Annotated in this window: 16 protein-coding genes; 1 reads left to right on the top strand and 15 read right to left on the bottom strand. The window is 42.1% G+C overall.

What is annotated here, in order from left to right; genetic code table 11:
- Positions 1 to 25: 25 nt before the first annotated feature.
- The 11 genes from priA to rpsB form a co-directional block, all read right to left on the bottom strand.
- Entirely contained in the window at positions 26 to 2593 is a 2568-nt protein-coding gene (gene priA, locus HMPREF0868_RS03750) for a replication restart helicase PriA (RefSeq protein ID WP_012993372.1), read from the bottom strand.
- 36 nt (positions 2594 to 2629) lie between these two features.
- Positions 2630 to 7117 (bottom strand): PolC-type DNA polymerase III, encoded by a 4488-nt coding sequence (locus HMPREF0868_RS03745; RefSeq protein WP_012993371.1) that lies wholly within the window; start codon positions 7115 to 7117, stop codon positions 2630 to 2632.
- Positions 7117 to 8181: a flavodoxin-dependent (E)-4-hydroxy-3-methylbut-2-enyl-diphosphate synthase gene (gene ispG, locus HMPREF0868_RS03740; protein ID WP_012993370.1), complete on the bottom strand. Its 1065-nt coding sequence runs from the start codon at positions 8179 to 8181 to the stop codon at positions 7117 to 7119. The genes HMPREF0868_RS03745 and ispG overlap by 1 nt, the downstream gene beginning before the upstream one ends.
- A gap of 5 nt (positions 8182 to 8186) precedes the next feature.
- Positions 8187 to 9509, bottom strand: coding sequence for an RIP metalloprotease RseP (gene rseP / locus HMPREF0868_RS03735; protein WP_012993369.1), 1323 nt, complete (start codon positions 9507 to 9509; stop codon positions 8187 to 8189).
- Entirely contained in the window at positions 9506 to 10726 is a 1221-nt protein-coding gene (dxr, locus tag HMPREF0868_RS03730; protein ID WP_012993368.1) for a 1-deoxy-D-xylulose-5-phosphate reductoisomerase, read from the bottom strand. Before dxr ends, rseP begins: the two co-directional genes overlap by 4 nt.
- Before the next feature lie 148 nt (positions 10727 to 10874).
- The gene (locus tag HMPREF0868_RS07915; protein WP_012993367.1) at positions 10875 to 11744 is read right to left on the bottom strand and encodes a phosphatidate cytidylyltransferase; all 870 of its coding nucleotides are present in this window, start codon (positions 11742 to 11744) and stop codon (positions 10875 to 10877) included.
- Complete coding sequence (gene uppS, locus HMPREF0868_RS03720; protein ID WP_012993366.1) at positions 11719 to 12504, bottom strand: polyprenyl diphosphate synthase; 786 nt, start codon at positions 12502 to 12504, stop codon at positions 11719 to 11721. Before uppS ends, HMPREF0868_RS07915 begins: the two co-directional genes overlap by 26 nt.
- Positions 12501 to 13064: a ribosome recycling factor gene (frr, locus tag HMPREF0868_RS03715; RefSeq protein WP_012993365.1), complete on the bottom strand. Its 564-nt coding sequence runs from the start codon at positions 13062 to 13064 to the stop codon at positions 12501 to 12503. The genes uppS and frr overlap by 4 nt, the downstream gene beginning before the upstream one ends.
- Positions 13065 to 13136: 72 nt before the next feature.
- A complete protein-coding gene (pyrH, locus tag HMPREF0868_RS03710) occupies positions 13137 to 13844 on the bottom strand; it encodes a UMP kinase (protein ID WP_012993364.1) in 708 nt (235 codons plus the stop codon).
- A gap of 63 nt (positions 13845 to 13907) precedes the next feature.
- Positions 13908 to 14555: a translation elongation factor Ts gene (gene tsf / locus HMPREF0868_RS03705; RefSeq protein ID WP_012993363.1), complete on the bottom strand. Its 648-nt coding sequence runs from the start codon at positions 14553 to 14555 to the stop codon at positions 13908 to 13910.
- Between the two features lie 55 nt (positions 14556 to 14610).
- Positions 14611 to 15399: a 30S ribosomal protein S2 gene (gene rpsB / locus HMPREF0868_RS03700; protein WP_012993362.1), complete on the bottom strand. Its 789-nt coding sequence runs from the start codon at positions 15397 to 15399 to the stop codon at positions 14611 to 14613.
- A 370-nt stretch (positions 15400 to 15769) separates the two neighbouring features.
- On the opposite strand from rpsB, the gene nhaC reads away from it, so the two are divergent.
- Positions 15770 to 17152 (top strand): Na+/H+ antiporter NhaC, encoded by a 1383-nt coding sequence (gene nhaC / locus HMPREF0868_RS03695; RefSeq protein WP_012993360.1) that lies wholly within the window; start codon positions 15770 to 15772, stop codon positions 17150 to 17152.
- 140 nt (positions 17153 to 17292) lie between these two features.
- Here the strand turns inward: nhaC and HMPREF0868_RS08230 are convergent, their stop codons facing one another.
- From HMPREF0868_RS08230 to HMPREF0868_RS03680, 4 genes are all read right to left on the bottom strand, one after another.
- Positions 17293 to 17520, bottom strand: coding sequence for a DNA methyltransferase (locus HMPREF0868_RS08230; RefSeq protein ID WP_242821326.1), 228 nt, complete (start codon positions 17518 to 17520; stop codon positions 17293 to 17295).
- Between the two features lie 282 nt (positions 17521 to 17802).
- On the bottom strand, positions 17803 to 20079 hold the full coding sequence (locus tag HMPREF0868_RS03690) for a hypothetical protein (RefSeq protein WP_012993358.1): 2277 nt from the start codon (positions 20077 to 20079) through the stop codon (positions 17803 to 17805).
- Positions 20080 to 20412: 333 nt separating this feature from the next.
- Positions 20413 to 20877 carry a hypothetical protein gene (locus HMPREF0868_RS08660; protein ID WP_012993357.1) on the bottom strand — a complete coding sequence of 155 codons (465 nt, stop codon included), beginning with the start codon at positions 20875 to 20877 and terminating at the stop codon, positions 20413 to 20415.
- Between the two features lie 325 nt (positions 20878 to 21202).
- Positions 21203 to 23272 (bottom strand): DUF1542 domain-containing protein, encoded by a 2070-nt coding sequence (locus HMPREF0868_RS03680; RefSeq protein ID WP_012993356.1) that lies wholly within the window; start codon positions 23270 to 23272, stop codon positions 21203 to 21205.
- Positions 23273 to 23461: the final 189 nt, after the last annotated feature.

Raw genomic sequence — 23461 nt, 5'->3', positions numbered from 1 at the left:
TCCTTCTAACCTCATATTATAGCAATTACCCGTCTAAATTCCAACTTAGACGCACTTCATTTTTTAGTTTCAACTGCGCAACATACAGCATTATCTTTGCCAAACATTCAAGTTTATCACTTATAAGGAACATTTGCCAATATACTCTATTGTTGAGCCGCCAAACCGGGCTGCGAGCTGGTTTATGTACAATTAAATTTTCGTTGTTCATCCTATTTTCAACAAATCTTTCATTCAAGTCACGATATAAAAAGCGGAAAAAATGTTCAACCGTGATTTCGATCGGGGCTGAAGCCTGCAAAGTTAAAACGGCACCGCAAGGTGGATAGCACAAGGCTTGTCGATACGGCAATTCAGCCGCATAAAATGAGCGATAATCTTGATTTACGGCACATGTCACTGCGTATTCATCGGGATTATAGGTTTGTAAAAAAACCTTTCCTTTCTTTTGACTGCGCCCTGCCCTGCCGGCAGCTTGTGTAAATAGTTGGAATGCTCTTTCTGAAGCGCGAAAATCGCCGGTAAAGAAAGCTTTTTCAGCCCCTATTATGCCGACTACCGTCACGTTGGGAAAGTCATGCCCTTTAGCAATCATCTGTGTTCCGATAAGTATATCGGCTTCGTGTCGCCGGAAGGAAGTCAGAATTTCGCCATGGCTAAGTCTTGTAGCTGTAGTGTCCTGATCCATGCGTAAAATTTTCGCCTGAGGCAGCATCTCCTGCAAAACGCTCTCTGCTTGTTGAGTTCCATATCCTACGCCGCCAATAAGGCTACTGCCGCATTGCGGGCAGGTTTTAGTGGCCGGCTCGATATGACCGCAATAATGACAAATAAGGCGGCGTCCTTGCTGATGGTAGGTAAGATTAACGCTACAATTAGGGCATTGCCGCACTTGTCCGCAACTGTAACACATATACGAAGAAGCAAAACCACGCCGATTAAGCAGAATCATCACCTGCTCGCCTCTAGCACAGGCGTCCGTACAAGCATTTATTAAAGCATCACTATATATTGTAAAATTACCGTGTCTGTTTTCTTGGCGCATATCCACTATTTGCACATCTGGCAAAACTGCCATTCCAGGACGATTGCGCAGTTCTAAGAGGCCTGACTTACCGGTCGCCGTACGATGAAACGCCTCCATCGAGGGGGTGGCTGAACCCAGCAAAAGCATTGCACCGGTGTTGTGACAGCGATATCTCGCAAGCGTCCTTGCATCGTAGCGAGGATGTGTATCCGCACGGTAACTGCTTTCCTGTTCTTCGTCAATAATTATCAAGCCTAAATTTACAACCGGGGCAAAAATGGCCGACCTTGCGCCTACCGCTATTTTTGCTTCGCCCGAAGCTAGGCGACGCCATTGCTCAAACTTTTGACGTGGGGTTAAACGGGAATGGAGAACCGCTATATTGCTCCCAAAACGTTTTTGGAACCTGTAGGTCATCTGAGGTGTTAGCGCAATTTCCGGGACAAGTATAATCACGCCTAAATTTTGTTGCAAAGCAATTGCGGTCAAACGCAGATAAACCTCAGTCTTTCCGCTGCCGGTTATCCCAAAAAGCAAGTTTTCTTTAAGCGGCGATGAACTAGTTGGGGAAGAAACTGGTCGCTTGAGAAGCTCAAATTGCAAAGTTTGCAGAACGGCATTTTGCTCTTGCGTCAAAACTGGCCCCGGTGTATCTTCTTCGATAAACGTTTCACCCTCCAAACCGGCTTGACTGACTTTACTATTTGATACAGCATTCGCACTATCAGAAACTGCTGATAGAACATCGGACCGTTTTCTTTCATAACAAGCTGTTCCAACTGCTAACCATTTTTTTTTAATCATACCGTTCAGCACCACCTTGCTGACACTGCAAACGGCCATGCAATCAGCTTCGCTTATCTCACCATATTCAAGCAACAGTTGTAACACTCTTAGTTGATTCAAGCTGCTGATTTGATCACTTTCAATTAAAGCAATTATCGCGTCGCGGTCCGTCAAATATACGGTTCTCACCGTTTCAGTCTTATCCTTCATCCCACTATTTATACGTTCATGGCGCAAAATATAACCTGCCTCTATCCAGGTACTGAGCTCTGCTTCCAAGAAGTCAAACTGTTTTTGCAATAACTTAAGCGGGGCGGAATAGTTACGTTTACCGGATAGATAAGTGGCTAAGCTTAGGAAATTTTGTTCATTTTCAGCAGAATTTATCTTCAACTCGGAAAGTTCTTGGAGACCGGTAGCCGTGAGCGTAAGGTAGTAATCGATGTGCATGCTGACCGCCGCGGGCAACATTAAACGTAGAGCAGCCCCCCACGTGCAGGCATAACGCCGGGTCATCATACCGGCCAATTTTAACTGCTCCGAGCTGAACAAAGGCTGTTCATCCAAACTGCGGACAATCTCTTTTAGGACGAATGATGTGCCTTCCGCATTGTCAAGCCGGATCACGAAAGCTTCCTCTTTCCGATTATTGGTTCCGAAAGGAACCATAACTCTGGAACCCGGCTTAATTTTCATTTGATCAGCCACCGGAACCGCATACGAATACAATGCATCAAAACTGAGTAAAGCATTGCGTAAAACTACCTTTGCTACCAGCATGAAAGCTCCTTTCCGGTATGGTTTGTGCCAATTTGTTTACCCCATAGAGAGTGAAAATAAATCCAGCTGAGCTGAAGTCGGCATATCGCGCAAACAATTGTGATCACGCAATACACCTAATGCCGTCTCACCTATTTTAGCCCTTTGCATCAATTCACTCTGATTCTTGAACAATCCCTTATCTCGTTCAGCAGCGATAGACATTGCGATGGCTGAACTTATCGAAGGCAAAGCATTCAGGGGCGGTCGAACAAAGCCTTTACCTTCCGGCAGGAAATTAACTGGATCGGAATCATATATATCGATTGGCAAAAATTTAATTCCGCGCAAGTTCATTTCTTCAACTATTTCGGCTATATAGTACAAGTTTTTATCTTTTTCCTTGCCATCATTCTGTGAAAATGCTAAGCGCAAGCTCCTCTTGTTGTTTTGCAAGGTATTTGCATCAACGCATAAAATATCACTGTCAAATTCATCTGCTCGTACGGTAAAATAAGCCGAATAATACGCCTCTGGATAATAAACTTTAAACCAAGCTATACGTAAAGCCGAAATAGCGTAGGCTGCAGCATGGGCTTTAGGGAACATATATTTAATTTTTTTGCACGAATCTATATACCAATCCGGCACGTTATGCTCACGCATCAAAGCTTCATGTTCTTCGCTTAAGCCTTTGCCTTTGCGTACTTTTTCCATTATATCGAAAGAACTTTTAGCTGGTAGTCCATAATATATCAAACGAGTCATTATGCCGTCACGACACCCTATGACCTCGTTAATTGTACAAATGCCTTGATGAATTAGGTCTTGCGCATTGCCCTTCCAAACATCAGTGCCGTGGGACAATCCCATTAGCTGGACCAAGTCATAAAAGCGTGACGGTTTAGTTTCCTTAATCATCCCTCTGGCCATAAAAGTACCCATTTCCGGCAGCCCTAAGGTAGCTGAATCGGCTGGGCTGGTACCGTCAGGAATACCAAGCGGCTCCGTACTTACGAACATTCGCATAACTTTTTCGTCCGGGATAGGTATGTCAGTTACTTTGATTTTGGTCATATCACTTAGTACCTTAAGCATGGTTGGATCATCATGTCCGAGGATATCCAATTTTAATATAGTGTCATGTAACGAATTAAAATCAAAATGGGTTGTTGTCATTACTGAATCTAGTTTATCAGCCGGATATTGAATAGGGGTAAAGTCAAATACCTCCCTCTCTTTCGGTATAACGACAATTCCTCCGGGATGCTGTCCGGTCGTACGCTTTACGCCATCCATACCGGCAGCTAGACGTTGCTGCCCAGCTCGATTGATCACTTCTCCGGTGTCTTCCAAGTATTTGCGAACCATGCCAAGAGCATTTTTTTCAGCAAAACAACCTATAGTTCCGGCACGATAAGTATGCGCTATACCGAACATTTCCTGGATATATTTATGAGCATGCGGCTGATATACACCCGAAAAGTTAAGATCAATATCTGGCTGCTTGTCACCATTAAAGCCAAGGAAAGTCTCAAAAGGAATATCCTGGCCGTCACGAATCATCATCTCTCCGCAATCAGGGCATTTTTCAGGCGGCAAGTCGAAGCCAGAACCGAATTTACCACTTTCATCAAAGCGGCTGTAACGACAGTGCGGGCACCGATAATGCGGACAAAGTGGGTTAACTTCAGTGATACCGCATAAAGTAGCAACAAATGATGAGCCTACCGATCCCCGGCTACCGACGATATAACCGTCATCATTCGATTTTTTTACCAGTTTGTGCGCAATATAATACATGATGGCAAAACCATTTTTGATAATTGAATTAAGCTCTTTTTCAATACGCTTACTTACAATTTCCGGCAGTTTCCCCTGATATTCGTAAAGCTCGCTGGCACGCCGATAAGTCATGGTTTCGATATCCTTATCAGCTGAAGCAATTAAAGGTGGGAAAGTACCATCGGGGAACGGTCGTATGTTCGGTTCGACCAATGAGGCAAAATAACGTGGATTGGTTACACAAAATTCTTTCGCCTTATCCGGGGATAAATAAGTAAATTCTGCCAACATTTCATCAGTGTTGCGGAAATAAAGTTCCGGCTGACGTTCATTGACATCATAGCCAATATTGGTCAACAGAATATGACGAAAAATACCATCTTCTTTATTCAAGAAATGCGAATCGCAGGTTGCTACCACCCTCATTTTGGTTAGTTCGGCCAGATGAATAACCAATAAATTTAGATTAATCAAATCTTTATCATTTAGCGGGTTTTGTTGACGACGAGTCAAAAACAGATTATTGGTCAACGGTTGAATTTCCAGATAATCATAATAACGCGCTAATTTTTTGCTTGCAGGCGTATTCAGCTTACCTTTGGTAAGTTCAAAATCACATCCGTTGCTTTCATACAAATTGCGCACATGGCGAAAAACTTCCCCGGCCTCACACGCCGCTCCGACAATTATTCCATGCCGGAAATAAGTTAACAAATGTTTAGGAATTCGCGGACGTTTATGAAAATATTGCGTATGGCTTATAGATACGAGTCGATATAAATTATACAAACCTAACAAGTTGCGAACCAAGAAAATAATGTGATTAGGTTTATGTTCTTTGTCCGTTATTTCTTCTGGTCTCAGCAAACCGCTACGTTGATTCAAACTGGTCAAAGTTAGTTCAGAGTCGATTTGGCAAGCACGAGCAAAAATTTGTCCGCAAGCTATGGCATCATCAACGGCTCGGTGATGATGCGCCAAATCAATTTGGAGAAAATTGCATACGGTATCCAACTTGTGGTTAGACAACGATGGCCAAAAAAGTACGGATAATCGCAAAGTATCTATGGTTATCGGATTGAATTTCAGCTTAGGATCGTTTATATCCTGGGTTCGAAAGCCTTCTGCTCGAATGAAACCGATATCAAACATGGCATTATGGGCACACACTGGCAAATCTCCGACAAAGTCGATTAAGTCTTGTACAGCTTGCAATGGCTTTATTCCGCTGTCTACTTCTGCTTGCGTTATCCCTGTTAACTTCATAATGAACTCAGGCAGTTTAACCTCTGGATTGAGCATACGATGGAAGGTTTCACTCACCTCATACTCTCCGCTTGAATTTCGCACGAACTTAGCCGCACCGATTTCGATGACACGTTCCTTAACTGGGTCTAATCCAGTAGTTTCAACATCCAATGCTACATAAGCGGACGGACAGGAATTTCCCTCATTGTAATCAACTTCGGCATTTTCGCCTCGTGGTAAATTAAGACCGTAAACGACGGCCTCACCGTCAGGAATAATGTACCCTTCCATACCAAGAATAAGCTTAATCGGCTTTCCCGCTTTCGCCATAGCTTTAGCCGCTTCAAACGCTTCGGGGAAGCCCTGAACTACGCCGTGGTCAGTTACGGCTACCGCCTCATGGCCAAATTGAGCCGCCAGTTTAACAACATCGGCAGGGTTGCTCACCGCATCTTTGGCGCTCATTTTGGTATGGCAATGAAGTTCGACTCTTTTTTCCGGCGCATTATCAGAACGACCTGCCGGCGGATCAGCCAGCCGCGCAGCAGTAACCATGCCTTGGATATCTTTAGTAAATTTAGCGTCATAACCTACTTCAACCTGAAAAGAGGCGTATTTCTTATTTAAGTCAGCTAGGGCTTGAATTTGCTCTGGATGGTCGGTGCGCAAAAAGCAGACACAGGCCAAAGCAGCAGTTGTATCTTGGACATTAAATTTTATCAAAGCACGTTGGTTATTGCTTATCATGCGCTGTTCATATCCTGCCATGTAACCGGTAATCGTCGCAACGCCGCTTTCAGAGGTGATATCTTTAAGTTCGATTTGTGGTATATTTGTATTCCATTTGCCAAAAACCAACCCGTCTACTTTGCGGAAAGCAGGTTTAAACGATTTCGGGATTTCTCGTGTCGCCGCATTGGCAGTTTCACCATCATTTTCAGCTGGTGGGATTACTTTGAGAAGGCTGTTGTATTCTTCATCCATTTGACGCGTAATGACAGAAAGATCAATCTCTTTCAAACGAAAATTCCAATTAATACCCGTCTTAATGTGAGCCAGAGCTTGAATTGTGCGCAATGTATGATTATTGAAATAGTCTCGATGTATCGGTAAAAGTTCAAACTCCGCCACCCCGTTTATAAATTTATAATCAGAAGTAGCAAAGGCCGTGGCTAACTTAGTATCGGTCCTTTTAATTGTATCAGCCAGCCATTCACGCCATTTGGCCAATAAAACACCTGCCTCATCCGGTGCCGGCGGATTCTGCCAATGCAGTTCGACCGAGCAATGCTTGATTCCGAAAAATTCACCAAGACGACTTTCCAGCCCCGATAAAACCGCAGAAGTAAGAGAAGACAGTTCATTAAAAGGCAAATCAATTTTTAAACGCAAGCGCAAAACACCGCGTTTGGACCAAACCAGTTCACCTATTGCTAAATCAGGTATACCTTCGTCCACTAGCCCAATATATTTATATAAATCTTTTAGTTTAGTACAACTTGTTTCCGGCATTATTCCCAATCTCCATATTCCGTCTTAATCAGATTAACTAAAGCTTCAACTGCATTTTCTTCAGTCACCGAATTCAAAGTTTTACCCTTGGCAAATACTGAGAACCTCCCGTGCCCACCGGCAATGCCATAGTCGGCTCCACGCGCTTCCCCCGGGCCGTTTACTATGCACCCCATCACAGCAATATGCAATTGATACGGCATCTTTGCTAATCTAGTTTCAACTTGATTAGCAATTCTAACCAAATCCACTTGTGTACGTCCGCAAGTTGGGCAAGAAACAAAAACAGGTCCTTTCCGCCGCAAATCCAAGCTCTTTAGTATCGACCAAGCCGCTTTAACCTCTTCGACCGGGTCAGCCGTCAAGCTTACTCGTAGCGTATCACCTATACCGTCTGCCAACAAAGCACCCAAGCCAACCGATGAACGGATTATCCCTTCGCGTAAAGTACCGGCTTCCGTAACTCCGATATGCAAAGGATAACTGACCCGAGTTGCTAAAATTTTGTACGCCTCAATGGTCAATAATGGCGAAGAAGCCTTCAAGGAAACCACTAAATCAAAAAAATCAACTTGCTCAAGTTGTTTGATTGCTGACAGTGCTGATTCGGCCAATGCCTCTGCTGTTACTTGTCCATATTTGGCCAGTAGATCCTTTTGCAAAGAGCCGGAGTTCACTCCGACTCTAATAGGAATTTTCGCTTTACGAGCAGCTTCGGCCACAGCCTTAACTTTTTCCGTCGACCCAATATTCCCAGGGTTGATTCTTATTTTTGCCGCACCGTTATTTATTGCCGCTAGAGCCAGTCGATAATCAAAATGTATATCTGCCACAACTGGTATCGGCGACTGACGACAAATGTCCTTCAGCGCATCCGCAGCTTGGGTGTCTGGTACCGCAACTCTAGTAATTTCACACCCAGCTGCTGCCAATTCCTTAATTTGTGCAATCGTAGCTTTAGCATCACGAGTGTCCGTATTATTCATTGACTGAATAACTATCGGATGACCTGATCCTATAAGTACCCCGCCGACGTTGACGGTAGTTGTTTCACGCCTTTTCATGTATGTCATACTCCCAACAGACGGCAGATGTCAAAGTAAAAACCGAGTACAAGTAATAAAATAACGACAATCATTCCCACCACAGTAATCGCCGTTTGCGTGCGCAAAGTCAAAGTCCTGCCCCTAATCGCCTCTAAAGCTGTCAGCAGCAAAAGATTTCCGTCTAAGGGCGGAATCGGCAATAGATTCATTATTCCCAAGCTTAGTGATATAAGACCAAAAAGACTAAGTAATGTACACAATTTTTGAGCCAAGGGAATACCGTTAGTAGTTACAACACCGGAAATTGCCGTTACAACGCCTATGGGACCAGACAGATTTTCCCTAGCACTTAATGCTCCAGTGATCATTTTGCCAATTGAGATAAACGTCAGTTTAAAGATTGAAGCAGAATAAATTACGGCTCTAGGCAACGCGTACAGAATTGATCGGTCGCGTTTTAATTCGATTCCCCAAGGCAAACTTCGTTCAACCATTGTCGGTTCAACGACAAGCGATAATTTTTCACCATTTCTTTCGACCGTAAGTGGCATTTTACGTTTGGAATCAGTCTCCCAAAAATTTTTTATAGTTGTGATCTCGGCCGCTTTACCGTCTATCGAAGTAATTAAATCGTTTACTCGCAAAATATCACCATGGTGGTACAAAGACGCATCGACTGCCTTGATTCGCAATCCGCCCGTTTCTTTTTGCAGTTCTACACCCATCACGGGAAATTTGGCTGTCGCACGTTTTAGCTCAACACTTTGTAGTTTACCTTTACGCAAAAATTCCAAGCGAAAGCTTTCGGTTCTGGCTTCAATTATCGATGCGGCATTCATGTCCAATTCATTATTTATGCTTCGTCCATTAAGTTTGAGTAACTTATCGCCGACTTCTAACCCGGCCGCTTCAGCCATACTTTTCTTGCCGACGCCGCTTATTTCATTTGTAAAGCTTCCCAAAAAAGAAAATAATATAGCAAAAGCCAAAATGCCACACAGAAGATTTACTGCCGGTCCAGCGAACGCAACTGCAGCTCGGTAGCTCTTAGGCCTAGCGTAAAAGTCCCCAGGCCTTTCTCTACGGGCGGCCGCGACTTTGGCTCTACTTTTCGGATCAGTGTTGAATTCACCAGCAAACTGTACTGAAGCGCCTATGGGAATAAGCTTTAAACTGTAACGAATTCCTTTACGTTCCCAGCTCAGTAGACGCGGACCCATAAAAATAGAAAATTCAATAATGGTAAACCCTAGCTTCCGCCCAACTAAAAAGTGTCCGAGTTCGTGTACAAACATCATTAAACTCAAAAGGATTAGGCCTACCAGAATTCCTCCCACTGTACTCATTGTTTAATCTCCTTATTTGCTAAATGCCGAGCAATACTGTCGGCTTCTATGATATCATCATAGGACGGTTCTTGTACGTCAGATAATGTAAGACAGTTGTTAAAAATTTTCTCAACCAGTTTACTGATGTCGGTAAATTTGATCTTGCCAGCTAAAAAAGCTGCAACGGCAACCTCGTTGGCCGCATTCATATAGGTCGGAGCCAAGCCGTCATATTCTAACGCTTTATAGGCTAAGTCTAATAATGGGAACGCATCGCGCCGCGGTCGCATAAATGTCAGGCTTGCGGCCGGGGCAACAAAAGGATTGAACGGTTTATCAGGAGCAAGATTTATTCTTTCTGGATAGGACAACGCAATTTTAATCGGCATTTTCATATCTGGGAAACCCAGCTGAGCCAGAACCGAACCGTCTTGCCACTCAATCATTGAATGTATAATGCTTTCGGGATGAACTACCACTTCAATCTGTTTACCATCGACATTAAATAAACGGGCCGCTTCAATAACTTCCAAGCCTTTGTTCATCAAAGTTGCCGAATCTATCGTGATCTTTGCCCCCATCTTCCAAGTAGGATGTTTTAGCGCATCTGTCGCAGTAACTTTTTCCAGATCGGATTCTGCGGTAAGCCGAAACGGCCCGCCGGATGCAGTTAAAAAGATTCGTTTCAAATCAGTTGGCTTGCCCGCTTGCAGACACTGCCAAATTGCCGAATGCTCACTGTCCAACGGTAAAACAGGAACCCGTTTAGCTTTGGCTGCAGCCAAAACGCGCTTGCCGGCCGTAACCAGTGTTTCTTTGTTGGCCAAGGCCACAGCCTTGCCGGCATTAATTGCGGCAATAATCGGCTTTAAACCGACAAAGCCCACCATTGCACCAACTACACAGTCAACTTCCGTTAAAGATGCTGCAGTCAAATTACCTTCTTCTCCTTGAAGCACCTCCGGAAGTTTTGTTGAATTCCAGTTTTGCTCATTAGTAGCATAAAATCTGTGGCGAAATTCCTCTCCATTGATATATTCAGCTAGCTTTGCCGCCGAAGCCTCACTGGCAACGGATACTGTCAATGGATGAAAAGTGGCAATCTGAGATAAAAGCAGATCGATATTTTGGCCACAGGCAAGAGAAGCAATTTTTATTCCAAGCTCTCCACAAACCTCCAATGTTTGACGACCAATTGAACCGGTCGAACCGAGTACCGAAATATTTTTATACATGTTAAATTACTCCACCCCACGTTATGTGCAAATGCATTCAGTGTGCAATTGCGCTCAGTTGATAAGCATAAAATTTTTTGTAGGTTAATACCAGCTACCCTGCCCAGTATCCCCTAAGACTGATAAATAGCAAAATTCTTCATTTAATTCACTTTATTGCCGCCAACAATAAAACAATTAACAATGTCGCTGGTAAAGTAAACATAACGCTGTCAAAACGGTCCATGATTCCCCCGTGACCCGGAAGCAAAGTACCGAAATCCTTTACCCCTGTTTCACGCTTAATCACTGAAGCCAGCCAGTCACCAAACTGAGACGCAATACTGAGAATCGCCCCTATAAATGAACCTATAATAATTGTATAATACGGGCTATCTGAACCTGAACCGTATAAAGCCGCAACCATAAACTTATAAGCTACAGCCATAACAATCATTGTTCCTACCAGACCGCCGATAAACCCAGCTACCGTTTTCTTAGGACTTATTTGGGGAATCAATTTGCGTTTGCCTAAATAGAAGCCAGTAAAATAGGCACTTACATCACTGACCCAAGGACTAAAAACGGCAATTAGTAACCAATAAAAACCGTCAGGGACAGCAGTAAGCAAAACAACCGCTACAGCACATGGGAAAGCCGTATAAAGGCCGGCTGAATTAACGGCCACCGCCGGAGTTAAAGCTGAAGTTCCATGGATACATGCTAAAATAATTGTACTGAAAAATAACAACGTCAAAGCACAAATAGCGAATATACCCAATTGAGCTAAAGAACGGTCGATTAGAGTATTACCGCCGCAAGGAATTAACGCCGTCAAAAAAATTACCGACCATAATAAGCTAAGTCCACGCAAAGACAAATTAAATTTAGCAATTACAACCCGGTAAACTTCCCGGCCTCCAAAAATATTGACCAGGAAAAACAATAAAAGCGGCAAAGCAGGAAATTTATAGCCCGGTAAAAGAAAACCTGCCATTATTAGAGCGAAAATACTACCCGTGATGATTCTGGTTTTCACTTGTTATACCTCCAAATTTGCGGTCACGTTTATTGTAGGCCGAAATTATCTGAATCAGATCTTTTTCGGTGAATTCAGGCCAAAGTTTAGGGCTGGAAAAAAGTTCCGCATAAGCGGATTGCCAAAGTAAGAAATTAGAAAGACGCATTTCCCCGCCCGTTCGGATAATCATCTCCGGATCAGGCACATCCGGTAGATATAAGGCCCCAGAAATATCAGATTCATTTAAACTATCGAAAGGAATTCCGGTGGCGGCAAGTTTCTGGAAAGCACGTAACAATTCCCGACGCCCACCATAATTAAAAGCAATAATCAATTGCAAACCATGCCGGCCGCTTGAATTTGTTTCTGCTGTATTGATCGTTTTCTTAACTTCAGGCGGCAAACAATCTATATCTCCGGCAAACCTCAACCTTACATCATTTAATGCCAGTTCAGCATCGTAGGTGAGGAAAAAATCAACAAAGAGTTGCATTAAAGCGTTCACTTCGTTCTTAGGTCTTTGCCAATTCTCTGTCGAAAATGCATAAACGGTTAGATATTTAATGCCTAATTGGCCTGCCGCCCGGACAATTTCTTTTAAATTTTTAGCTCCGGCGCGATGACCTAATTGACGCGGCAGCTTCCTTGCAGTGGCCCAACGTCCATTGCCGTCCATTATTATAGCAACATGTTCCGGGATACAGATAACCCCCTCGCGACTTAGCGTGGCGGGGGAGTCATTAAAAATTTTACTCAGCTTTTTTATTATTCCGTTCAAATTTCCATTAAGTCCTTTTCTTTGGCGGCGACAATTTCATCAATTTTCGCGGTAAATCGATTGGTTATTTTTTGAACATCATCTTCAACGGTACGAATATCATCATCGCTTAATTCTTTAGACTTATGCAGAGCTTTGAACTTATCAATCGCTTCACGCCGTACATTTCGCACGACAATCTTTGTTTCCTCGCCGTATTTAGCAACCGTTTTTGCCAAGTCCTTACGTCTCTCTTCCGTCAGGGTCGGGAAAACCAAGCGAATCATCTTTCCGTCATTGTTAGGATTGATGCCAATATCTGACATCAGAACGGCTTTTTCAATCAAACTAAGGCTTGACGGATCCCAAGGCGAAATTGTAATCATCCGCGGTTCAGGAACTTGTATATTGGCAACTTGGTTAAGTGGAGTCTCTGCTCCGTAGTAACTGATTGTAATTCGATCTAAAATATGTGGATTGGCACGGCCGGCTCGGACTGAGTTTAAATTTTCTTTTAAATTATCGATCGATTTATTCATTCGATCCTCATAAACAGCGTACATATCCTTAGTAAGTTCCATATTTACCTCCACAGAAAGATATTTATTTTATTATATCTAAACTCAGCCTAGGGTTCAAGGAAGAAGAAAATTTCAGCACACAAGCGTACCAATATTTTCTCCACAAACCATTCGCATAATGTTGTCCGGTTCCTGCAAGCTGAATACAGCAATCTTTAGCTGGTTGTCACGACATAACGCGGCGGCAGTAGCATCCATGACACCAAGTTTCAGCCGCAAAACATCGTCGTGCGTTAGCCGTTCATAACGTTTAGCTGCGGGATTACATTTCGGATCCGAATCATAAACACCGTCTACATTCGTTGCCTTGAAAACAACTTCCGCCTCAATTTCAGCCGCTCTTAACGCAGCCGCTGTATCAGTTGAAAAGAAAGGATTGCCGGTGCCACCGGCAAATATAACAATGCACCCCTTGTTTAAGCTGTCAATCGCTTTTTTGCTGGTATTCGCTTCAACAATCGATCTGATCTCAACAGCCCCCATGACTATGGCTTCAACTCCAAGTTGTTGCAGAGAATCAGACAAGGCAAGTGAATTCATAGTAGTTGCCAACATACCCATATGATCCGCAGTTACACGATTCATGCCGGCTGAACTGCGACCACGCCAGAAATTCCCGCCGCCGACAACAATCCCTATCTGTACGCCTAAGTCATGGACTGCCTTTATCTGCCTGCACAAATTGATAACGTATTTGTCATCAATGCCGAAATCTTTGTCGCCACTCAGTGCTTCACCGGACAGCTTAAGTAAAATGCGACGGAAAACAGGTTGTTTCATATATACACCTCTTGCATAAAAAAAGGCCGTTGTGATTTAATCATAACGGCCTTGGACTATATTTTACTTGAGTTGAGCCATAACCTCAGCGGCAAAATCTTCCTGCTTCTTTTCCAATCCTTCACCGAGTTCAAAACGGACAAAGCGACGAATGGAAATGTTTTCACCGATACGGGCAATCATCTCTTTTAGTAAAGTTTCAATTGTTTTGCTGTCATCTTTGACAAACGGTTGGTTCAATAAGCAATACTCTTCATAGAACTTCTTCATCCTACCGTCGACAATTTTTTCAACAATCTTTTCCGGCTTTCCTTCGTTCAGTGCTTGGGAACGGCAAACATCGCGCTCACGATCCAACTCTTCCTGTGGGACATCGGCAGCTGATACCCATTTTGGATTCATCGCAGCCACCTGCATTGCGCAGTCACGTACAAAAGCTTGGAAATCAGGGTTTTTTGCTGCAAAATCAGTTTCGATATTAACTTCAATCAAAACGCCTACTCGGCCACCGGCATGAATATAAGACTGAATTAGTCCTTCGGTAGCGACACGGCCTGATTTTTTAGCAGCTGAAGCAATACCCTTTTCACGCAACCAGTCGATTGCTTTCTCAATGTTACCATCGGTTTCGGTAAGAGCCTTCTTGCAATCCATCATACCTGAACCGGTTTTTTCTCGCAGTTCTTTTATCATTGCAGTTGTTACTGGCATAACGACCTCCCAAATTTTATCAATTAATTAAACAAACACGTTTGATAATAAACCATTAATTTTCAGCGGCGACTACTTCTTCGATCGAAGGCTTTGCGTCCTCATCAGACGCTTCCGGTGTTTGCTCAGAATCAGCCTGTTCCGTTTCCGCCACTACATCTTCACCTTGCTTACCCTCAATAACAGCATCAGCCATCTTGCCAGCAATCAGTTTAACTGCTCTGATTGCATCATCGTTGCCAGGAATTACATAATCGACTTCTTCAGGATCACAGTTAGTATCGACAATTCCCACAACCGGTACACCCAAGCGACGTGCTTCCATGACCGCAATATGTTCTTTCTTCGGATCGACAACGAATAGGCAATCCGGAATACCATTCATTTCTTTAATTCCGCCAAGATTCTTGTCCAATTTTTCCATTTCCAATTTTAGCTTGGCTACTTCCTTTTTGGGCAAAAGATCAAAGGTACCGTCCTCTTCCATCTTGTGCAATTCGAACAGTCTGCCGATACGTTTACGGATGGTGGTGTAGTTAGTCAGAGTACCACCGAGCCAACGGTTGTTGATGTAGAACATACCGCAGCGTTCAGCCTCTTCTTTAATAGAATCCTGGGCTTGTTTCTTTGTACCGACAAAAAGTACCTTCCCACCGTTAGCAGCAACTTCGCGCATAAAGTTATATGCTTCTTCAGCTTTGCGCACCGTCTTCTGCAAGTCGATGATGTAGATCCCGTTGCGTTCAGTATAAATATACTCCGCCATTTTCGGGTTCCAGCGACGGGTTTGGTGTCCAAAATGCACACCGGCTTCAAGTAGTTGTTTCATTGAAATTACGGCCATAGTTTTCCTCCTGTTATTCCTCCATAAAACCTATTACATCCTTGCACAGGCGGTAGTTTTATGTGTGTTATTAGCCGAAAATATTATAATAGCTTTCCAAAAAATATTCAAGTACTGGCGTTTCCATAAATAAAGTGCTATTATCATCTAAAATGTTAAGGAGGTTCGGATATATGTTTGATAATTCACCCGGGTTCAATGCTCTACCGGTTTTCAGTCCGGATCACTTTTACTACTACTATTTCACCCGAATCTAAGAGTCCCACGGTAAATTTTGGAGGCTCTGTTTGCATTGTGAATAAGCCTCTAAGATTTCGGAATTAGTAAAGCTTCTCACAATGTGAGAAGTTTTTTTGTATTGGAGGACTATATGATTAATCTGAAGGAGTTTTCTCAGCCGAAATTGCGTGAAGCAATATCAATACTATTGTTGGTATTTATAATTTTAGGAATACCGATAATATCCGTAACTGGACTACCGCCTCATTTACCTATTTTATCGGCTATAGTTTATCTTTTGTTGTACGGCTGCGCAAAACACGTAAAATTCAGTGAAATGCAAAAAGGTATGGTGCAGTCGGTAAGCTCAGGGATGGGAGCTATATATTTATTTTTCTTTATAGGCATTTTGATCAGTGCCTTGATGGCGGCAGGAACTATCCCGACCCTGATGTATTACGGCCTAAGCATTATTTCAGTTAAAACATTTTATCTGTCAACCTTCATAATAACTGCTATAGTAGGAATATCAATCGGCAGCAGCTTGACCACAGTCGCCACTTTAGGTGTCGCTATGCTCGGGATAGCGGAAGCATTTAATTTAGATCCAGCAATCACTGCTGGAGCAGTTATTTCCGGTGCTTTTTTTGGCGACAAAATGTCTCCCCTTTCGGATACTACCGGAATTGCAGCCAGCATAGTGGGAATAGACTTATTCGATCACATAAAAAACATGATGTACACTACTGTACCGGCCTTCTTGATTTCCTCGGTATTTTTCACCCTGCTTTCCCCTTGGCAAGCATCGGCATCCCCGGCCGCTTTAGAGTACTTTAAAACTGGTATAAAACAAACTGGACTTGTCAGCCCGCTATCGTTAATTTTGTTGCTTATGCTAATTGTCTTTTCTTTGCTTAAAGTTCCGGCGATTATTTCAATAATTTTTGTCAGTGTATCAGGGGCAATTATTTCCCTGTTTCAGACTGATATCAATTTTGTCAAGCTTGCCGATATATTTTTCAACGGATATAAAGCTGAAAAAATTTCCGGGGCTTTAGCTGGCCTGCTTAATCGAGGCGGAATTTCATCGATGTTTTTTACGATTACAATCGTCATATTGGCACTTAGTTTAGGCGGCCTACTGTTCACCTTAGGAATAATTCCGCGAATTTTACACCATTTATACGACATCCTCAATTCCTCGTTCAGAACCAAATTAGCCGTAGCCCTTACAGCCGCCGGGGTCAATCTCATAATTGGAGAGCAATATCTGAGTATCTTGCTAGCCGGGAAAACATTTAAACCGATATACGACCGCCTTAATCTGCCGAGCAAAGATCTTTCACGTACATTGGAAGATTCCGGTACAGTTGTAAATCCTCTAGTACCTTGGAGTGTATGTGGTGTATTTATAACTAAGACTTTGGGGATTGGCACTCTGACCTATGCACCGTTTGCTATATTTTGCTATATTTCGCTTGTCTTAACGTTAATAATTAAGCCAAAAGTAACGAAAAGCAATCACAAGCAATAATAATTCCACAAGCTGCAATAAGCTGTAACAAGCTGCAACATGCTGCAATATGCTGCAGAAATTAGCTCACAATTAAAAATAGGAGAACGAGTAAAAGTAGTGTTCAGAAAGGGATTAAAAAGAAAACCGACTGAAAGCCTTTAAACGGTATTGATAAAATTATTCCTACTAAAAACCTCATCACACAGCACTCTTAAATAATGCCCTTCGTCATCATCACTACTAATCCAAATGCTTCCATCATCAGAGAGCAAATTTCTTTGCAACTCAAGGCGTAGCTTCATGAGCGATAGCCAGGTAGAATGCTCTAAATTGTCGTCGTAGTGCTCAGAGGCACTGCCTGTGTTATAAGGTGGATCTAGTTTCATCACGTGTTGGATACAATGAAACTTTAACCTTGAACTCTGAAACTTTTCCTCTGAACCCTGAAACTTTGCCCTTGGAACTCTGAAACTATTACTTTGCACTCTGAAACTTTACCCTTGAACCCTGAAACTATTTCTCTAAACGCTGAAACTTTAACCTTAGAACTCTGAAACTATTTATAGGAATCCTGAAACTTTAGCTCGCAGCATCATACTCACAAGATGGCATACAAAAAGATGGCTCCAGCATATCACCGAAGCCACCTTCCAATAAACAGGCAGTGCCTACTTATTGTTTTCTTCCATCATTTTCTTCTTACGAAGAATTTCAAGTCCGACAATCGAGAAGCCAAGCGCTGCGAGTAAGCCGGCAAACGATGTTGATTCGCCTGTCTTAGGAATCACACCAATACGCTGTTGTGACTTACGAGCATCCGCAAGCGCCTTACGGGCATCTGCAAGTCTGCGTGTAGCAGCATCCACCTGAGCCTGCGTTGCGTTTGGATTAGCCGCAACACGCTTAGCCAGCGCCAAAGCCTCGTCTAATGCATCCGCCGCCTGCTTAACGGTCGCACCAGCTCCAGCTCCAGCATGGCCAAGTTTAGAATCACTTTCAGCACTATCAATCTGAATATTCAACTCGCCCTTATCCACAGTAGTAGGTGCATAATCATTCATACCAGCACCAAAACTTGGGAACAACACTCTCGCCTTCACCTTCAAAGCACTTGTTTCTGCAGTCAAGTTTCCTCTCTTTAAGGTAACAGGCTTTCCACCATCAGTTAACTCTAGTTTCTTACCATTCTCAGGAGTTGCCTTAATACCATTCGCTTCAAATTCTGCAGGAGTCACGACTTTTTTCACATGATTAGCATCCTCTAACGTGACTTCAAGCCCAGTTAAATCTAGGGTTTCTCCCTCCGTGTACTTCAACTTTGTAGGCTGGCTCGTCACACTCATAGATGTTGGGTTCAACTTCGCTACCTTCAAATCATTTGTAGTTGCAGTCAAGTTTCCTCTCTTTAAGGTAACAGGCTTTCCACCATCAGTTAACTCTAGTTTCTTACCATTCTCAGGAGTTGCCTTAATACCATTCGCTTCAAATTCTGCAGGAGTCACGACTTTTTTCACATGATTAGCATCCTCTAACGTGACTTCAAGCCCAGTTAAATCTAGGGTTTCTCCCTCCGTGTACTTCAACTTTGTAGGCTGGCTCGTCACACTCATACTTTTTACATTAGCTGGGTCAAATATTGTAAATGCATTCGTATTACCATTCCATTCTGCCTTATATTCCCCTTTAGAAGTAAGAAGGTCATGGCCTTTTCCTGTCAGATACAGATAAAATGTGGTATCTCTGTCAGGGTGACTGCCTGCTCTTTTGAATGTTTTTTTATTTGCTGTGCCACTGTCTACAGTTACCTCATTCACACTGTCCTGATTTTCCAGTTTAACAAGGTAGACGTTATGACCATTGTCATCGGTCGGCGTTGTACTGATACTGTTTGCCTTGACGCTTCCACCAGTAATTTTGATGTGTTGTGCTGCACCCCAAGCACCACCACCAATGCCATCTTCTCCGCCTGTTGCGGTTACGGTTCCACCAGCGATTGTAATGTTTTCTCCTGAACCCCGAGTACCACCACCAATGCCAGCAGTCATATCTCCGCCTGTTGCGGTTACGGTTCCACCAGCGATTGTAAGGCCTTTTCCTGAACCCCGGTCACCACCACCAATGCCAGCAGCACCATCTCCGCCTGTTGCGGTTACGGTTCCACCAGTGATTGTAATGTTTTCTCCTGAACCACCCTGACGACCACCACCAATGCCAGCAGCACCACCTCCGCCTGTTGCGGTTACGGTTCCGCCAGTGATTGTAATGTTTTTTCCTGAATCACTACCACCACCACCAATGCCAGCAGCACCATCTCCGCCTGTTGCGGTTACAGTTCCACCAGCGATTTTGATGTTTTCTGCTGAGTTACCGCGATCACCACCAATGCCAGCAGCACCATATCCGCCTGTTGCGATCACGGTTCCACCAGTGATTGTAATGTTCCTTGTACCACCGTTATGATTCCAACTCGATCCAATCCCTGCTCCATTTTTTCCGCCTGTTGCAGTTAGAGAACCATCACCCTCGATTTCTAACGTTGAACTATTATTGTGATTGTTCCATGTTAACCCAGCCCGCTCTTCACCTGACTTCAACGAATTTGTTCCTTGTAGTATTATCGTTAATTGAACATTAGATTGACCATAACCTTTTGCAAGAAAAGCCGAGTTGTAAATTTGATTAGATACATCAATGTTTACATTTTTTAGGGTAATCTTAGCGGTGATAGAATCTCCTGTCACTCTAATCTCATTTGGCGTTGGTTGACCCGTTCCTTCAATCGTATAAGTACCGCTTTTTGTTATATTTACACTACCCTGATTAATATTAAAAGTTTTCGCGTCCGTGTCATCCGCATAGCTAGCTATCGGATTTAAAGACAGACAACCTATACTCATTACTAGAGCAAGAAAAAGTCCCATCATCCTTTTCATTCTCATTTTCATCTCAACTCCATTTATTATTCTTACATTTCTTCATGTATTTAAATTACTTATATTATTGTTTTGAAAAATCACACAAAAATAGGCAGAAACACGTACCTATCCATTAGGTATATATTTCTGCCGATTAAAAAATTCTATGTGAAAAGAGACAGAGCTACGCTGTCTGTCTGTCTGTCTGTCTGTCTGTCTGTCTGTCTGTCTGTCTGTCTGTCTGTCAAGGATTTTGTCAGATTTCCCATAGCCTTGTCAACCTTTTATGCATAACTTTTAATAAGCTGATTATACAAGATAAAGTCCATGTTGACTAGCATTTATTTATTCTATATTCGTTGTTTAGCCACCTATTTTTATTACGCTCCCATCAAGGAAAGTAAACTCAACCTTTCCATCTTTATGCACGCATAGATAGTCAACCATGCTAAGCCAGACGTTTTCATCGAACGCTGTTAACAAGTCCTGTTTTTTCAAATCCTCGATAAAATATTCAACTTCATCATGCCTCGCTTGCTTGTTAACAATGGCCGCTTTGACTTCTTTAAGCCTTGATTCTACAGTATTAAACCTGTTCACTAGACTTGTATATTTTTTCTCATACTCATCTTGGTCCTGCAATTTCCGTGCGTTTTCATTGATGCAGTTGTTGACCTTGTCAGCTACGATATTGAGTTCTTCTTCCAGTTTCAGCTGTTCATTTTCAAGACTTGAAGTATCAAAAACAGTTTTTACCATATCTTTATGCGTTGCTATGATTTCTTGTTTATCTTTAACAAGCATATTTACGCTTTTAATAAACAGCATTTGAATCTCATCTTCTTTTAAGTGTGGAGTGGTGCAGTGTTCTTCAAATTTGTGCTAAAAGTTTCTGCACTCGGTCAAAAGTTCATGGAGGAATAATTGCCTCATGGTTTCCCGTCACATAGCATTGAGGAATTCCTATAGTTTAATCACGTGTTGGATACAATGAAACCTTAGCTTGGAGCATCATATTATTTCTTATTGAGAATAAGAAAGCTTATATCTCAAATAACAATCAAAAGATAATATAGAAAAAGATGACTCTAACATATCGCTAGAGCCATCTTCTAATAACCAATGCTCGTTACTTAAAACAAGCAGTGCCTACTTACTTGTTTTCTTCCATCATTTTCTTCTTAAGAAGAATGCCTAAACCTACAATTGCAAATCCCAAAGCAACCAATGAGAATGGAGGTGTTGTTGATTCGCCAGTCTTTGGTATCATTCCCACTCGTTTTGATTTAAGACCATTCTTAACTTCTTTATCAGGTGTCAGAGTAATATCACCATTAGGAACGTATTCAGGCGATGGAACGAATGGATCAATTGGAGTTGGTACAATTCCAATCGGTTTTATATTAGCAATTTTAGTAATAGCAACATCTTTGGCCTTGTCGATAGCTTCTTGGATTTGAGCGGCCTTTTCGGCCGTATCCGCGCTAGATGGCTTCGCCGTGATTTCTGAAATATATTGATCCGCTATTGCTTTTGCTTCTTTCTTCAACTTATCTTTTTCAGCCGTAGTAAGGTAATTTTTCCCTTCAATTTCCTTTTCTTTTTCAGAAAGAGCTTTATTTATTGCAGCAATGGCATTGTCTTTTGCGACGGGATTAATTTTTCCAACTTCCGCAATGCCATTTTCTTTTGCTTGATCAACTCCGGCATTATCAGTAGCTTTTTTAATATTATTTATTGCCGCATCTTTCTCGTCATTAACTCTCTTTATAGCAGTTTGCCTTTCACTTTCACTTAAATCTTTGTTTTGATTTAGGGTGGCTATTTTGTCATCAGCAACTTTAGTAAGAGCATCTATTCCTTGTTGCTCAGTTGATACTAAGTTATTCTTTGCTTTTACAGCAACATCAAGAGCATCAACATAATCTTTCTTGCTCTTTAATTCAGTAGAGTCGATAAGCTCCTTCATTTTAGTTAATGCTTGAGTATATGCCACAACGCTTGTATCTGTTTTTTTCTTAGTATCTATCGTCTTATTTTCGATCAACTTATCATATATTTTCGTAAACACATATTTTGCCACTCCGGCAGTATCTTGGGTAATACTAAATCCATCACCGAACATAGGAAGAGAATATTTTACACCCCATGATTGATAGCTCATACCTGTACGATTATTATCAGCTAAACTGATTCTCACCTTATACTCAGTAACGCCTTTTTCCAACTTAATTTCTGAACTTGTAAAAAGTCCGGATTTACCGTTAGGCTTATTACCATTTTCAGCCATCATCTTGATAGCCTCTTCATCGCCTATATACTGTTGTCGCGGTTTATCCTTACCTGGCTTATTTGGTGTTTTTGATATTTTTATACTTTGCTTACACGTTCCATCGGTAGCTTTCGTAACGGTCATTTTCTCATTAGTTACATCTTTCGTTGGATCGATAACCGTATCATAAACTTTAGTCTCAGCACCATCTTTTATTGAAAAAACTTCAACTTTGTAGTTGGCTTTACTTCCATCAGTATCACCAGTATATCCAATCCTGAAAGAGATTTTTACACGAGAACCATGCTCCGGTGAATACGCTTTAAAAGTCTTTTCGATACCATCATAACCAGCTAGCGCTTTTGCAATCTGAGGTCCTTCATGACTATATTTATAATCACTGCCATCATATGCTTTTTGATCTTTATTTGCCAGAGTTCTTGTTCCTGACAATAGCATAATGTATTCACTTTCTCTATAAAGAGCCTGTTCTTGAAGCCAGACAGTATCATCTAAAGTCGAATTAATAACTTCAAGAGGGAAAACATCCTTATCTGTTTTTCTAACAATATGAAATTTTCCACTGTTTACTGCTTTCCAGTTACCAAATATCGAAGTCTCATATGATTTACCCAATCCAACCTGCGTGCCTTTTCCTAGCTCATCCCATTTTGTCTTAAGTAATTCATTATTTTCAACTGTTTCTCCCATTATTTTGAGAGTACTCGACATCTGTTCTAATGTCTGTCCATTAAGATTCTCATCTTTAAAAACTAAATTAGCAGACGGATCATCTTGCGTAGTATGATCACTTAGTCCAGTATTGTTATCAGCATAGACCGTTATAACACCGCCCTGAGATAAAATCCCACCTGTTCCGATTAAAGTCAAAGAAAGGCAGACACTTGCAAAGCACTGTTTGCATTTTTGTATATTTTTTAATTTTCTCATATTTTTATATCGCCTCCTATAAAATATTGTAGATTGATCATTTCTATAGTCGGATAATTTTAATTTAAATAAAAATTGGCAAGTGTATGCACCTATCCATCGGGTAAATACTCTTGCTAATTATATGGACACGCAAAATCGAGACAAATTTATTCTGTCTGTCAAGGATGTTGTCAGTTTTTTCATGGC

The sequence above is a fragment of the Mageeibacillus indolicus UPII9-5 genome (assembly GCF_000025225.2).
In the GTDB taxonomy this organism is placed as follows: domain Bacteria; phylum Bacillota; class Clostridia; order Saccharofermentanales; family Fastidiosipilaceae; genus Mageeibacillus; species Mageeibacillus indolicus.
This window is presented reverse-complemented; position numbering and strand designations above follow the sequence as displayed.

Excerpts from the sequence above, each read along its gene's own strand:
- HMPREF0868_RS03690 (WP_012993358.1), bottom strand. The coding sequence starts at position 20,079 with ATGAAAATGAGAATGAAAAGGATGATGGGACTTTTTCTTGCTCTAGTA.
- HMPREF0868_RS08660 (WP_012993357.1), bottom strand. The coding sequence starts at position 20,877 with ATGCTGTTTATTAAAAGCGTAAATATGCTTGTTAAAGATAAACAAGAA.
- HMPREF0868_RS03680 (WP_012993356.1), bottom strand. The coding sequence starts at position 23,272 with ATGAGAAAATTAAAAAATATACAAAAATGCAAACAGTGCTTTGCAAGT.
- dxr (WP_012993368.1), bottom strand. The coding sequence starts at position 10,726 with ATGTATAAAAATATTTCGGTACTCGGTTCGACCGGTTCAATTGGTCGT.
- ispG (WP_012993370.1), bottom strand. The coding sequence starts at position 8,181 with ATGAAAAGGCGTGAAACAACTACCGTCAACGTCGGCGGGGTACTTATA.
- tsf (WP_012993363.1), bottom strand. The coding sequence starts at position 14,555 with ATGCCAGTAACAACTGCAATGATAAAAGAACTGCGAGAAAAAACCGGT.
- rseP (WP_012993369.1), bottom strand. The coding sequence starts at position 9,509 with ATGAGTACAGTGGGAGGAATTCTGGTAGGCCTAATCCTTTTGAGTTTA.
- pyrH (WP_012993364.1), bottom strand. The coding sequence starts at position 13,844 with ATGAAACAACCTGTTTTCCGTCGCATTTTACTTAAGCTGTCCGGTGAA.
- frr (WP_012993365.1), bottom strand. The coding sequence starts at position 13,064 with ATGGAACTTACTAAGGATATGTACGCTGTTTATGAGGATCGAATGAAT.
- HMPREF0868_RS03745 (WP_012993371.1), bottom strand. The coding sequence starts at position 7,117 with ATGCCGGAAACAAGTTGTACTAAACTAAAAGATTTATATAAATATATT.
- nhaC (WP_012993360.1), top strand. The coding sequence starts at position 15,770 with ATGATTAATCTGAAGGAGTTTTCTCAGCCGAAATTGCGTGAAGCAATA.
- HMPREF0868_RS08230 (WP_242821326.1), bottom strand. The coding sequence starts at position 17,520 with ATGAAACTAGATCCACCTTATAACACAGGCAGTGCCTCTGAGCACTAC.
- rpsB (WP_012993362.1), bottom strand. The coding sequence starts at position 15,399 with ATGGCCGTAATTTCAATGAAACAACTACTTGAAGCCGGTGTGCATTTT.
- priA (WP_012993372.1), bottom strand. The coding sequence starts at position 2,593 with ATGCTGGTAGCAAAGGTAGTTTTACGCAATGCTTTACTCAGTTTTGAT.